General features: G+C 34.7%; 11 protein-coding genes, 2 tRNA genes and 1 pseudogene. 3 read left to right on the top strand and 11 right to left on the bottom strand.

Annotated elements, in window-relative coordinates:
* Positions 1 to 1,133 precede the first annotated feature (1,133 nt).
* From ABIQ28_RS03765 to ABIQ28_RS03755, 3 genes are all read right to left on the bottom strand, one after another.
* Positions 1,134 to 2,006, bottom strand: coding sequence for a hypothetical protein (locus tag ABIQ28_RS03765; RefSeq protein ID WP_348035412.1), 873 nt, complete (start codon positions 2,004 to 2,006; stop codon positions 1,134 to 1,136).
* Between the two features lie 146 nt (positions 2,007 to 2,152).
* Positions 2,153 to 2,677, bottom strand: coding sequence for a hypothetical protein (locus tag ABIQ28_RS03760; protein WP_348035411.1), 525 nt, complete (start codon positions 2,675 to 2,677; stop codon positions 2,153 to 2,155).
* 654 nt (positions 2,678 to 3,331) lie between these two features.
* Positions 3,332 to 4,465: a tyrosine-type recombinase/integrase gene (locus tag ABIQ28_RS03755; RefSeq protein WP_348035410.1), complete on the bottom strand. Its 1,134-nt coding sequence runs from the start codon at positions 4,463 to 4,465 to the stop codon at positions 3,332 to 3,334.
* A 488-nt stretch (positions 4,466 to 4,953) separates the two neighbouring features.
* Between ABIQ28_RS03755 and ABIQ28_RS03750 the strand changes: the two genes are divergently transcribed.
* Positions 4,954 to 5,631 carry a class I SAM-dependent methyltransferase gene (locus tag ABIQ28_RS03750; protein ID WP_348035413.1) on the top strand — a complete coding sequence of 226 codons (678 nt, stop codon included), beginning with the start codon at positions 4,954 to 4,956 and terminating at the stop codon, positions 5,629 to 5,631.
* Positions 5,632 to 5,710: 79 nt separating this feature from the next.
* Here the strand turns inward: ABIQ28_RS03750 and ABIQ28_RS03745 are convergent, their stop codons facing one another.
* The 3 genes from ABIQ28_RS03745 to ABIQ28_RS03735 form a co-directional block, all read right to left on the bottom strand.
* Positions 5,711 to 6,796: a serine hydrolase gene (locus ABIQ28_RS03745; protein ID WP_348035409.1), complete on the bottom strand. Its 1,086-nt coding sequence runs from the start codon at positions 6,794 to 6,796 to the stop codon at positions 5,711 to 5,713.
* Positions 6,797 to 7,460: 664 nt separating this feature from the next.
* Positions 7,461 to 7,533, bottom strand: a tRNA-Lys gene (locus tag ABIQ28_RS03740).
* A 210-nt stretch (positions 7,534 to 7,743) separates the two neighbouring features.
* Positions 7,744 to 7,816 (bottom strand) — tRNA-Lys (locus tag ABIQ28_RS03735).
* A 124-nt stretch (positions 7,817 to 7,940) separates the two neighbouring features.
* Between ABIQ28_RS03735 and ABIQ28_RS03730 the strand changes: the two genes are divergently transcribed.
* On the top strand, positions 7,941 to 8,459 hold the full coding sequence (locus ABIQ28_RS03730) for a shikimate kinase (RefSeq protein ID WP_348035408.1): 519 nt from the start codon (positions 7,941 to 7,943) through the stop codon (positions 8,457 to 8,459).
* Here the strand turns inward: ABIQ28_RS03730 and ABIQ28_RS03725 are convergent.
* Both ABIQ28_RS03725 and ABIQ28_RS03720 read right to left on the bottom strand, forming a co-directional pair.
* A complete protein-coding gene (locus ABIQ28_RS03725) occupies positions 8,451 to 8,954 on the bottom strand; it encodes a phosphoribosyltransferase family protein (protein ID WP_348035407.1) in 504 nt (167 codons plus the stop codon). The genes ABIQ28_RS03730 and ABIQ28_RS03725 overlap by 9 nt on opposite strands.
* Before the next feature lie 59 nt (positions 8,955 to 9,013).
* Positions 9,014 to 9,403 (bottom strand): RNA-binding S4 domain-containing protein, encoded by a 390-nt coding sequence (locus ABIQ28_RS03720; RefSeq protein ID WP_348035406.1) that lies wholly within the window; start codon positions 9,401 to 9,403, stop codon positions 9,014 to 9,016.
* A 153-nt stretch (positions 9,404 to 9,556) separates the two neighbouring features.
* Between ABIQ28_RS03720 and ABIQ28_RS03715 the strand changes: the two genes are divergently transcribed.
* Positions 9,557 to 10,621, top strand: a complete 1,065-nt coding sequence (locus ABIQ28_RS03715; protein ID WP_348035405.1) for an FKBP-type peptidyl-prolyl cis-trans isomerase — start codon at positions 9,557 to 9,559, stop codon at positions 10,619 to 10,621.
* 228 nt (positions 10,622 to 10,849) lie between these two features.
* Here ABIQ28_RS03715 and ABIQ28_RS03710 read toward each other — a convergent pair whose 3' ends face one another.
* From ABIQ28_RS03710 to ABIQ28_RS03700, 3 genes and pseudogenes are all read right to left on the bottom strand, one after another.
* Positions 10,850 to 11,464 carry an outer membrane beta-barrel protein gene (locus tag ABIQ28_RS03710; protein ID WP_348035404.1) on the bottom strand — a complete coding sequence of 205 codons (615 nt, stop codon included), beginning with the start codon at positions 11,462 to 11,464 and terminating at the stop codon, positions 10,850 to 10,852.
* 301 nt (positions 11,465 to 11,765) lie between these two features.
* Positions 11,766 to 12,722: a transketolase family protein gene (locus tag ABIQ28_RS03705; RefSeq protein WP_348035403.1), complete on the bottom strand. Its 957-nt coding sequence runs from the start codon at positions 12,720 to 12,722 to the stop codon at positions 11,766 to 11,768.
* A gap of 107 nt (positions 12,723 to 12,829) precedes the next feature.
* Positions 12,830 to 13,014, bottom strand: a pseudogene (locus ABIQ28_RS03700) (transketolase); the annotation flags it as partial.

The following is a 13,014-nucleotide window of genomic DNA, read 5'->3' as shown; positions in this document are numbered from 1 at the left end:
CGCTGGTTTTATTTTTTCTATTCGTAATCGTTGAATTCCGACGTTGTTTTTTACAATTAAATCTTTATTATTTCACTTAAAAACCTCAAAAAAAATCAATTTCGATTCTGCTTTTTTTTCAACGTTTTGCCGTGTTTCTATTCAGCCAAAACTTTTGATTTCTAATTTTTTATTGTTAAAAATTGAACTTTTGGAAATGGTTTTTTCCGTAAAGTTCTGCGGTAGTATTTGATTTTTTTTCCGAACGTTTCGTAATTCCGCAAGAGTATTTATTCCGATGTTATTTTTTTATCGAATTAAGGATTCTTTCTTAAAAGTCTAAAATTTTGAATTTAAGTACGGTTTTTATTGATTTTTTTAACTGGCGCACAACGTTTATGTGTATGAGCTGTGGCGATTAATATTCACGGACTTTCCAAACGGTGAATTGCCTTTGGTAAATCCGCAGGATTTTCCAAATAGGCACGAACTAAGCCATAGATTATACACGGTGTTAGCACACGGTTTTAATTCTTCATCCTCGTTTTAAATCGGACGAAATGTTCTTTAAAAGTCTAATTTAATCAAATAAGATTAATTTTTGTTGCGGTTTTCCGTATTCCGTTTTTTGTCTTAATTTTTTCCGATTCGGTCGATAAACTCATCTTTTGGTTTTTCCCTAAACATCAAAAAAAACTCCGATTTTTTCGGAAGATTTTTCTGCGTCAGAGCGAATTTCTCCGTACTATTTGTCGTTCTATTTTTAAGCCAAACTTTTGGCATTCATAGGTTTTCGGGTTTTAAGCGACTTATTATTGGATCTCAAGGATTTTTTTGTTTTTCGCAAAATAGGTAAATTCCGTGTTGTGAATTTTAATTCTTTGAGTTCATAAAAACCAAAAAATTTTCTGTTTAATATTGCGATTTCCGGTTTTTTTTAACTGTGTGCTAACGTGTTTGTATAAGAATAGTAGGGCGGAAAAAATGCGATTACCATTCGGTTAAACACAAGCCAAATTTTTAAATTTTTCTTATTATATTTTCTTTATCAATAAGCCAAATTTAAAAATTTGGCGACCTTGTAAATGTGCCATTATCATTGGGTTAAGCACTTATTGCCCTATTGTTTTTATACGTTGTTAGGCAACGTATTTTTATTCTTCATACTTTATTTCCCTTTTGATTGAACCTGAAATACTATCATTGTGAATACTTGTTTTTATTATCCAATTTTTATTTGAATCATACTTATATTTATAACTCCAAATACCAATTGTATCGTTATTTTCATCCAATTGTAAATGTTTTTTAAGATTACCAAATTTATCAAATTCTTGAATTAAAATCATATATCTGGTAGCTCCAATTGGCTCTACAATATTTTTAATTAGTGTCTTTTCTGAATTGTAGTATTTTTTAACTTCTGTGTAGTTTGAATTATCGACAAAATCTTCTTTTACTATAATTAAATTTTTCTCATATTCATAAATATTATTTTTAGTAGGCTCTGAACCTCTTTGAATTTCCTCATTTTTCAATTTTCCATTTGAGTCATAGTTTTTAAGAATAATCTCTTTATAATTTGATTCAGGAAAGTAACTTTCCATCTTAATTAATTTATTATTTGAATTGTATTTTTTGTTGATTGTCATCACATTCTTTCCCTCCATTGAATCTATTCTTTTAATGGGGTAGTTGCTTTTATTGTAATATAAATATGAAATAATAGTTTTCTTATCGTTTTTATTCTTAACTATTTTAATACTATCAAACTCTGTGTATTCATATTCGTATATATTCGAAGAGTCAATAATTAATTTTTTTAATCTATTTCTGTTGTCATAGAAGTATAGTTTTTCTTCATAGCTTTCAAATCCTATATAGTCTCTCGAATTAAGAATAGAATCATTAATCTGTAAGATTTTTTCAGATTTTATTTTTGGAATATTTTTATTTACTGATTGATTTTGTTTACAGGCGAAACATAAGAATATTAAAAGGAATAAGGTTTTTTTTTCATTTTTCATATGTTGCCTAACGTTTATGCGTAAGAATAGTTGCGTGGGATAAACACCTAAAATAACAAAAATTGACCGAGCCTGTGGAAATTCCGCAGGAATTTCCAAGTAGGCGAGAACCAGCAATTATTTTTACGCGGTGTTGGCGGTAGTTTTTATTCTATTCGTATTATTTCATTAACCTCTTTGCACCAATCCTTTATTTCTCCTTTTTTATTAAATTCAAAGTGATAAATTACAGTTTTATTTTTATGAGCTTCATTAATATCCACGTAAATTTTATCCGTTCCGATTCCTTCTGTATTCGGTGGGGAAATATATAATTTCGGAAAATTTCCATTTCCATTTCGCTTTATTTTAAATTTCCTTTTGTCCAAGTCACGAAAATCAAGTTCATAACGATTAGAATCGATATTGTATTGACTTTTTGTATATGAGTCAAGTTCTTGGAATTGGTTATTGTTTTTCCAATCGATTCCCAAACAGATTGGATTTGAAATTCCTGAAGTATGGAATTGGTTTACATATGGAAAGACTTTAATTTTCTTTTGGATAGGGAAAGAATCCAGAAGTTTAGTCCGATAAAAATCGAATGCAATTTGTTCAAAAAACGGAAAATCTTTTTGGGCAAATCCAATTCCGCAATTGAGCATTAAAATCAGAAGTATTACTTTTTTCAAGATTCAATTTTTGTTTTATGAACGATTTTTTTTCAAATTACCGCCAACGTCTCGCAGCTAGGAACAGTACCTGTTTTACCTGCGAGACTAAATTAACATTAATTTCATTCAAATTAATATCCTTTCCAAAAAAGCGGGACAGGTATTGTTTTTAGCTGTTGTTGTGTTTAGTTTTTTATTTGGGCGTACCTCTTTTTAATTAGGGGAATAGCCTTTTTTGTAAAAGACGGAGTTTGGCCAACTGTTCCAGAACATTCCAAAAATGCACTTTCGCACTTTAATGAAGCCATAAAATATGAGCGATATCCGGAGATATCGAGTCGTCTTTTCTGGACTTATCAATGCGCAGATCTGTTTTAAAGTCAGTAAAATAAAACTATTGACTTTGTCATTTTATTTTACTAACTTGTTCAAGTCTTTTACGTTCCCAACGTTTTGATAGCGAGCTCTCAACGATGAAATCGAAAGACTTGGGCAAAGAAAAATCTTTCCCTTAAAACAGCATCCTCTCCATTTATTGATAATTCATTGTGCAAAACCGCACAGTTGGTCCAAATTAAACACAACTTATATATACAAGCATCAAAAATATCCTTATCCTTTTCTTTTGGTGGGATAGGCGTACCTTTTGGTGCTTTTGTTGAACAATATAGATTATATATCCATGTCGTCAAATGGGTTTTTAATATTTTTTAAACTGCTTTGACTTACATGCGTATAAATCATGGTGGTTTTAGGACTGTTATGGCCCAATATATCTTGAATATATCTCAAATCGGTGCCGCTTTCGAGTAAATGTGTAGCATAACTGTGCCGCAAAGTATGTAAGGTCACGTGCTTTTTGATGGCTGTTTTTTGTAGAGCATTTCGTAAAATTTTTCGGCAGCTGCCTTGAGAGTACATTTGCCCATCTATGCCTTCAAATAAATAGGTCTTCGGTTTGTAAAGCGCATAATAGTTTCGCAGAGTAATTAAGGTTTTAGAACTTAAGGGGACATAGCGATCTTTCGCCCCTTTGGCGTGCTTAACATGTATAAAGCCCCGAGTGCCGTCGATGGCATCAATTTTTAAGGCTAACGCCTCACCAATGCGCAGACCACAGGCGTATACCAAAATTAAAATGGTTTTATGCTTTATGTTTTTTACTTGGGTCAAAAGATGCTTCACTTCATCTTTTGATAAAATTTCTGGTAAACGTTTCTCTTTTATTGGACGTTCAATATTTTCGATGTCTAATTGGGTATTGTTATGATTGTTGTAAAACAGTTTAATCGCACTTATAATTTGGTTCTGAAAGGTTCTGCTATAGCCGTTTCTGAGGATATAATCTTGATTGAATGTGATGATGTCATTTTTATTAATTTCAAAAATTTCTTTCGAAGCGTGAAATCGGAAAAAAATGGCCAATACGGAAATATAATTTTCAATCGTGTTTTGGCTATAGCGCTTCTGAAGTAAATAATTTTTAAAATTAAGGAAGGCATCATGATGTTTTTTCGAAAGTTCCCCGAGCGCGATGTATATTTTAGTTGGAGTTTTAATAAATGAGCTTTCCTTTGCAGGTCCTAACGCTCTGTAGTCAACATAATGATGTTGAAGTCTTAAATAATTAAATAGTCTCTGTTTATTATCGGAAGTATGTGCTATATAAAAAATGTTGTGAGTATGGCTCCATCGCACACCTTCAAATGCTTTAATATAAGCGCTCAGATGTTCATCATGATCAAAATGAATGGCCATTTGAGAGGTGTTTCTATGAAAGAGAAGAGAGAGTGTTATGGTGGCCATATGGAGGTGTATAAATTGTTAATCTAAATATAGCCTAATTATTTGATTTATAGTTAGTAACACTATTTTAGGCCTGTTGTCTAAGTTGGATCAATCTTGTAGGTTTCCTGATGAGATATTAAACAGTGGAGTATATAATTGGTTTCTTATGATGCTATCTTTATAACTCTAATCTATTAGAATTTCAGAGCTTTGGCGGACAGATAGCTTTTTTAAATTCAAGGTGGCTCTGTAAATATGAATGTTGTTTGTCCGTGGTGTTTGCAAATTGAAAGCTACAAGATAGAAATAAGTTAATGCCATGTGATTTCTTATTTTTCTTCGGACGGTTGATTTCGAAAAAGATAACTTTTTGTAAAAGTCCTTCTACTAAATTGCGCGTCTCAATTGAAAATGTTTAAGTGGAATTTTAATCGTGAGTGGACTGTTTTAAATAATAGTACCTTTGAATTAAGCCTTATTTTTTTATGAAAAACACTAAATACCTTATGAAGAAGAGTGACCATGGAACCAAAAGCATAAAAAAACCTTGGCCAACCAAAGCTGCCATGGAGCAGATTTATGAACTAAAACTTTGGGGTGGCAATACCTCTGATTTTTATTCAGGTGAAGGATCACATCAGCCGGAAATTGTAAAACCATATATCAATGTTTTAAAATCATTTTTAACTTCTTTTAAAAATCCGCTGGTCATATGTGATTTGGGTTGTGGCGATTTTAATGTAGGAAAGCAATTGGTACGCCATACTGAAAAATATGTTGCGGTAGATATCGTCGCAAACCTTATAAAGCGCAATAAAGAAAAATTCATGGAAACCAACTTAGAGTTCCAATGTCTGGATATTGCGGTAGATGATTTGCCCGCTGCGGATTGTGTTTTATTAAGACAGGTATTGCAGCATTTATCGAATGCTGAAGTACAAAGCATAGCGCGGAAATTTTCGGCATTTAAATATGTAATCGTCACAGAGCATTTGCCTGAAGGCGATTTTATACCCAATAAGGATATTATTTCTGGTCAAGGCATACGATTGAAAAAACAAAGTGGTATCAACCTATTAGCGGCACCATTTCATATGAGGGTGGAAGAAGAAAAGCAATTACTGTCTGTGCGTTTACCGGATGGTAAAGGAATGATCGTAACGACCCTTTACAGAATGTTCTAAGCTAAATAGATGAAATATCCATCGCGCTGCGTTTGGTAATTTCATCAATACGCAGCCCTTATAAATCTATCGGTTGATTTTAGGAGCCGAGTTCTGTTTTTAATTTTTCGCGAAATTTCTTATTTGTTAAAACCTTTAGGTTAAATTCATTCATGGATAGTTGAAGTCTCGCAATTTGCAGGACAGACAGGTTGTTCAGAAAATAGGCCATTTCCGTTTTGTTTCCCTTTTTATCCGTGGCATAAAGTGATTTGCTCAAAATGAATGCTGTTGACCCACCTTTCATGCCACTATGTTCCAACCAAGTTTTATTATCAGGATTTTCTAAAATATATTCCATGACTTCGTCTAAATAGTTTTGAGATGCTTCGCGGAAATAGCTCCGACTATTTATTTTCTGCATAATCGTGACATACTCTTCAACGGTTGAAGCGGGCAATCGGTCTGACCAAATTTTCTGAATGTTCATACCCAAATCGCCAAGCTCTTTGCTGTATAAAGAATCAGATTCAAGTTTCTCATATATTTTTTCGGTCGTGGCAATATAGTCTTCTGAAGAAACTTCGCTTAGCACTTTTTGAAGTTCATGGCCTTTGAGATCTGGAAAAAGCTCTTTTCCCACAAATAGTGCGGAAACAATATTATAAATTTCAGTGTGATCCTTTAAACCTAAACTGTCCAGGCGATTATTGACCTTGTCAGTTCCAAGTTTATTAAGTAGCCATTCGGTATTGGCATTGGAACTATACTTTATCATGCCTTTTGCAATTTCACGAATGCTAATGTGGCCGTCGGAAATTTTAGGTTTTACAGCTTTGAGCCATTCCTTATGAGCGCCACCATCGGTATTGGGGACATGAAATTTTTCCAGATCGTTTATAGGAATCAGGTCATCAGGGTTAATAAGGCTTTCGGCACTCTGTTCGGCATATTCAATAGCGAGTATGATTTTTACCGTACTGGCAATGGGCATGACCTTATTCAAGTTTTGACTTGCAAAAATAGTGTCGTTTCTAACGATAAGAATAGCGGTTTTATCGGGATTGTCCTTGATGAAATTCAATACTTTGTCTTCGCTCGGAAAAAAGTAATAAATTCCAAGAGCGCCAGTCAAAACGACAAGTCCAATAAAAATTCCGATTCCAATTAAAATTTTCTTTAGCATTTTTTCCTTTTCAATGTTTTATTCTTGGCGACGAAGATAACACTTTCCTAATGAAAAGGACTTAAGTTCTGAATACTTGAATGGGGATTTGTGGGTAGAGGAATTAAGATGAATTTTAATTTTCAGGATTTTCTTGATTGTTACAAAACATGTAGGATGGATCCCATTTTAGGCATTGTTGGTGTTTGGACCAGCAATTGATTCTTGATCACTTATTGTCCGGAAAAGAATTAAGACGCTTCGACGAGCTCAGTAACCGCCGCTTCGCTGATAGAACCAAGAACCAAGACTAAACCCGTAATTAATTGAAAGTATGGGCTGTGAAATTCATAATTAGAATGGGGTATGATGTTTTAACAATAGTTTTCAAAACCCAAGAAATGAAGGAGATTAAGGATCAAAAACGTTGAAAGACCTTTATTGATCACTATTCTTAGAAGATCAACGCAACTTTAATAGGACAACAATTGTTGCTTAATCTTAAAAACCCACAATTCTTCCTATATAGACTAACAACAATTTATGCGTAATCTTAAAATCCCACAACTTTTTGACTTGATCCCGTAATTTCATTATTCCCGTGGAAACGAATTGGCCTTAAAAGAAAAAACCTCGCTAATCTTTAGATTAACAAGGTTGTGAAGTATGTAGTGTTTCCACTTTGTGACCTGACTGGGGCTCGAACCCAGGACCCTAACATTAAAAGTGTTATGCTCTACCAACTGAGCTATCAAGTCTTTTCTTAACAAGGGTGCAAATATAAAGCCTTTTATTTATTATAATTGGCCATTGCTGGTGTTTTTTCACCAACAATTTATTTTTACCCTAAAAATTCAAAATCTTATGACGATATCTGTAAATAATCGTCTGAACTTATTTTCCTTAAAAAAAACCTTGCTAATCTTTTCGATTAACAAGGTTTTGAAGTTTTTAGTGTTTCCACTTTGTGACCTGACTGGGGCTCGAACCCAGGACCCTAACATTAAAAGTGTTATGCTCTACCAACTGAGCTATCAAGTCTTTTCCTAACGAGGGTGCAAATATAAATCGTTTTATTAATAAACCAAACCCTTTTTTGAAATATTTTTTGTTTTTTTGTAGATCTATTAGCTATGTTTTTAAGAATCAATTTGTAAGGCGTTTTATGAATATTATTTTAATTGGATATATGGGCAGTGGAAAGTCTACAGTGGGTAAGAATCTTTCCAAAATGATTAATTTTGAATTTATCGATTTGGATGATTATATCCAAAAAAAGGAAAGCTTAACCATTTCGCAGATTTTTGAAACCAAAGGGGAGATTTATTTCCGAAAAAAAGAACACCTCTATTTAAATGAGCTTTTGCAGCAAGATAATATCATTCTGTCTCTTGGCGGTGGAACGCCTTGTTACGGGAGCAATATGGAGGCCATTTTAAACACAGCGCATGCCCATAGCATTTATTTGAAAAGTTCTATCCCAAATTTGGTCAAGCGCCTCCATCCTGAAAAATCGACACGTCCCTTAATCGCGCATCTTAAAACGGAGGAGGAATTAATCGAGTTTATCGGAAAGCATCTGTTTGAACGCTCTTTTTATTATAGTCAAAGCCATCAAACGCTTGTTACCGATGCTAAAAGTGTAGGAACAATTACAGAAGAAATTATGGCTCGCTTATTTTAAGAAGGCTTCAAAAACTTTTCCTGTCAAAATAACCTCCACGTGCTCATTGAGGGAAGTGGAGAGCGAAATGCCCTTGAAGTCGGCCTTAACCGGATACTTTTTATGGTTTCGATTGACGAGTACCGCCGTTTTGAATTGTGTTACGGGCACGTCCAGAAAATGTTTCACACCATAAATAAGCGTGCTCCCCGAATTTAATACATCGTCGATAAGCACAATGGATTTATTGCTGTAGTCAGCCGCTGTAATTGAAGTGGTAATCGGGTTTAACGGATTCTTTTTATCAATGACCACCTTGCACAATACGGATTTTAAATCGGAGATTTTATCGAGATTGGATTTTAGTTTTTTGGCCAGGATGTAGCCGTTGGCATCAATTCCTGCTAGAATAACTTCAGTTTCGTTCACATTGTTCTCATAAATTTGATAGGCAATGCGTCTTATTTTATGATTGATTTCCTGGTGATTGAGTATGATTTGTTTGGCTGCTGTCATTTTTGCTAGTGTTGGCTGTCGTTGGCTATTGTTTGTTCAAAGATAAAAAAAGCGTTCTTTTAATCGTCCTTATTGTCGTCCTTATTATCCTCATAAAAATCGTCAATATCCCGTCGGTCTTTTTTGGTCGGTCGTCCTGATCCTGTTTTGCGATAATAATCTTTGGAGTATTTTAAAAGTTCCTGAGCTTCAAAAGCTTCTTTCGGCGTAGTATCTTTTACATAAATATCGACCAATTTTGCGCCCACACGGTTTGGCGGAATATCGTTGACCGTAAGCTGATAATTGATTTGATTTTTACGCAATTCTACTTTGTCGGTTGCAAAAACTTCTCGGCTGGGTTTTGCGGCTTGACCATTAATTTTGATATGTCCTTTTTTGCAAGCTTCTGTAGCAATGGTGCGTGTTTTGTAATATCTGACGCACCAAAGGAATTTATCTATTCGCATATTAAAAATTTTAAAACAACGTTAATGTTGTTGTGCAAACGTATTATATTATTGTATCTTGCCGGCAAAAATAAGCAATATTGAAAGATTCATAAACAATTCATTTTAATTGTTTAAGCGAATGAATTTAAGACGATTGCAACTGCTTTGAAAATGAATAAAATTAAATTGATGAAATTAAAAGCCTACGCTCTCACAACTTTATGTTTTTTAGCCTTATTGTCTTCCTGTAAAAAAGACGATGATAATTTTGAAGAAATTCCACAACGCGACCGAACGGAACAACAGGTAGCCGATCTTGATTCTTTAAAGACTTATTTAAATACGCATTACTACAACCGTGCTACGTTTGCAGAGCCTGGCAATCATCGTATTTCTGAACTTGTCATTTCAAAATTGCCAAAGGATGCCAGTGGTAACTTTTTGCCAATGCCAGATCCTGACAATAATCAAATGTTAAGCGTAGCGGTTGATATTGACAATCCAAAGACTGGGCGATATGATGGTGCGGATTATCAATTCTACTATTTAATGCTTAACGAAGGTGGTGGGGAAAAGCCTAATTTTTCAGATAATGTCCGCGTGAATTATAACGGGTTTCTACCCAATGGTAAGTCATTTGACAGTAGTGTCACCCCAATTGAATTTGACCTTATGAGCGTAGTTGCTGGATGGCGTGAAGTTGTTCCTGAGTTTAGAACTTCCGAAGGTTATACTGAAAACAGCGATGGCACGGTGACTTTTAATAACTATGGACTTGGCGTTATGTTCTTGCCTTCAGGTTTAGGTTATTATAACAATCCACCCTCCGGAGATATTCCTGCCTATTCAAATTTGATGTTTTCGTTTGAATTGTACCAATCAGAAATCAATGATCATGATGGCGATGGTATTCCTTCTTATCTGGAAGATTTAAATGGCGACAAAAATTTGTTTAATGACAATACAGATGGTGATAACCTTCCAAACTTTTTGGATAATGATGATGATGGCGATCGTATATTAACCATCAATGAAATGACCAGACAAACCTATACGGTCAATACGAACCTTGGCGAGGAAGAACCAGTTTTGGATACGACAATTGAGTTTGTAAGAAGCAGAACAAATAATGGTGGAATCATTACCATTAAGACGCTTAAGTTTGTAGATTCTGATGGCAATGGCGTGTGGGATCATCTTCAAAAAGATGTTAAAAAAGATTACAGTAAATTATAGGGTTCTGAGAAATCAGAAATATAGTCAGTCTGTTGGATAAATGAATCGAGATGGCTCTGACAGAAGATAGAATAGAGATGATAGAAACTAGACTGATGTCATCATTTAAAATTAGGGATAGATATTGAAACTCTGTTTTGAATCCTATCTGAATTTAATAAAAATAGAATATAAAAAAGGCTATCAAATCAATGATAGCCTTTTTTGTTATTCAGTGATCTGAATGACTTATAGCGCAAATGAAATACCTAAGATCAATTGATCAGGTCGTGTGTCAATTCGACTATCAGAAACACCAACAGTACCATAGTTTTTACTTAAACCTTTTTCGTATCGAACGTCAACTCCAAATCCGTTGAAATTTAGTCCGATTCCGAATTGTGCTCCAATGGTAAATTCATTCTCAAGGTCTTTAAGGCTAATGCCCTCAAATTTAGAGTCAAGGATGTAGGTTAGCGATGGACCAGCAAAGACACTTACAGGGCCTAAAATTTTGAGACCAACCATTAATGGTGCATCTATTTTCTGCAATTTAAGAGCATCACTGCCGTATTCACTTTTGGTTTGTGTGTACACCAATTCTGGTTTGAAATACAAACGATCTCCAATTTTACCATATAAACCTACGTGGTAACCCACGTTGCGATCTGGATGTTTGGCATTGGCTCCTATGGATTGAAAATAATTGCCGTTGGCATTATAGTTCAATCCTGCTTTAATACCAAAACCGTCTCCGTTTTGAGCATTGGTAGTCAACGTAAATGCTGCTAAAGCAAACATTGCTAAAATTAATTTTTTACTCATGTCACGTCTAACTTTAAATTGCTGGTGAAGATTTTTCATAATTTTCATAATTGTTGTTTTTAAGTTTGAGGTTTGATATAAACAAAAACGCTGCCAAACCTTAATTATTTCTTTGTTTCCATCTATTTTTAGAAGCGTTGTAGGTTTTGTTAAAAAAAAAGAACTTCAAACGCCTATGGTTCAAAGTTCTAAATTTTAATTTGAAAGTTCTAAGTCTTGGTTAAGTGGAATAAATAATAGCAATAATAAATAATTCCTAAAATCAACAATCAACAATCAACAATCATCAATCGTTAATCGTTAATCAAATCCCTCACACCTAATCCCACATCCCCAATGCCTACTTCTTTCTCTCAATCACTCTTTGTGCAGCTTTAATGATAGACGCACTGTTTAAGCCATATTTTTCCATCAATTGTGCTGGTGTTCCAGATTCTCCAAAAGTATCTTGTGTAGCCACAAATTCTTGAGGTGTTGGATGGTTTAATGATAAAACGCGTGAAACACTCTCACCTAATCCACCCAAGAAGTTGTGCTCTTCAGCGGTAACGATACAACCGGTCTTTTTAACCGATTTTAAAATGGCTTCATCATCCAAAGGTTTAATCGTGTGGATGTCGATTACTTCTGCCGAAATGCCTTGTTCATGTAATGCTTTAGCCGCTTCAAGTGCTTCCCAAACTAAATGTCCAGTAGCAACGATAGTGACGTCAGTACCTTCAGTTAATTGCAAAGCTTTACCAATTTCAAATTTTTGATCTTCTGGCGTGAAATTTGGAACTGATGGACGTCCAAAACGAAGGTAAACTGGGCCTTTATGGTCTGCAATGGCAATGGTAGCTGCTTTAGTTTGGTTGTAATCACACGTATTGATCACGGTCATTCCTGGCAACATTTTCATCAATCCAATATCTTCTAAAATTTGATGCGTCGCACCATCTTCACCAAGGGTCAAACCTGCGTGAGACGCACAAATTTTGACGTTTTTGTCAGAATAAGCGACACTCTGTCTAATTTGATCGTAAACACGACCTGTTGAAAAGTTAGCGAAAGTTCCTGTAAACGGAATTTTTCCACCGATGGTTAAACCAGCAGCGATACCAATCATGTTTGCTTCAGCAATTCCTATTTGAAAGAAACGCTCTGGATGATTTGCTTTGAAATCGTCCATTTTTAAGGAGCCAATTAAATCGGCACAAAGCGCAACAACTTTATCATTGGTTTGTCCTAATTCTGTCAATCCCGCTCCAAAACCTGAACGAGTATCTTTATTTCCTGTATTTGTGTATGTTTTCATGGTAATGCCCACGAAGGTGGGTATCTGTTTAATTAATGTTTTTTTTAAAAGTCCTTCAGTCCCGATAGCTATCGGGTGCTGACTGTGACTGCTAACTGCCGACTTTTTTAATAGTCGCCCAAAGTCACTGGATTCTGTTCCAATCCAATAGCCAACTGCGCATCATTCGGCGCTTTTCCATGCCATGCGTGCGTATGCATCATGAAATCAACACCATGGCCCATCACTGTTTTTAAAAGCACACAAACTGGTTTTCCTTGACCTGTTTTTGATTTAGCATCTGCCATACCTT

The sequence above is a fragment of the Gelidibacter sp. genome, assembly GCF_039916245.1.
Classification (GTDB): domain Bacteria; phylum Bacteroidota; class Bacteroidia; order Flavobacteriales; family Flavobacteriaceae; genus Gelidibacter.
This window is presented reverse-complemented; position numbering and strand designations above follow the sequence as displayed.

What these genes read in the sequence shown, in the direction of transcription:
- ABIQ28_RS03745 (WP_348035409.1), bottom strand. Translation starts at nt 6,796, where the DNA reads ATGCTAAAGAAAATTTTAATTGGAATCGGAATTTTTATTGGACTTGTC.
- ABIQ28_RS03705 (WP_348035403.1), bottom strand. Translation starts at nt 12,722, where the DNA reads ATGAAAACATACACAAATACAGGAAATAAAGATACTCGTTCAGGTTTT.
- ABIQ28_RS03750 (WP_348035413.1), top strand. Translation starts at nt 4,954, where the DNA reads ATGAAGAAGAGTGACCATGGAACCAAAAGCATAAAAAAACCTTGGCCA.
- ABIQ28_RS03715 (WP_348035405.1), top strand. Translation starts at nt 9,557, where the DNA reads ATGAATAAAATTAAATTGATGAAATTAAAAGCCTACGCTCTCACAACT.
- ABIQ28_RS03755 (WP_348035410.1), bottom strand. Translation starts at nt 4,465, where the DNA reads ATGGCCACCATAACACTCTCTCTTCTCTTTCATAGAAACACCTCTCAA.
- ABIQ28_RS03765 (WP_348035412.1), bottom strand. Translation starts at nt 2,006, where the DNA reads ATGAAAAATGAAAAAAAAACCTTATTCCTTTTAATATTCTTATGTTTC.
- ABIQ28_RS03710 (WP_348035404.1), bottom strand. Translation starts at nt 11,464, where the DNA reads ATGAAAAATCTTCACCAGCAATTTAAAGTTAGACGTGACATGAGTAAA.
- ABIQ28_RS03725 (WP_348035407.1), bottom strand. Translation starts at nt 8,954, where the DNA reads ATGACAGCAGCCAAACAAATCATACTCAATCACCAGGAAATCAATCAT.
- ABIQ28_RS03730 (WP_348035408.1), top strand. Translation starts at nt 7,941, where the DNA reads ATGAATATTATTTTAATTGGATATATGGGCAGTGGAAAGTCTACAGTG.
- ABIQ28_RS03720 (WP_348035406.1), bottom strand. Translation starts at nt 9,403, where the DNA reads ATGCGAATAGATAAATTCCTTTGGTGCGTCAGATATTACAAAACACGC.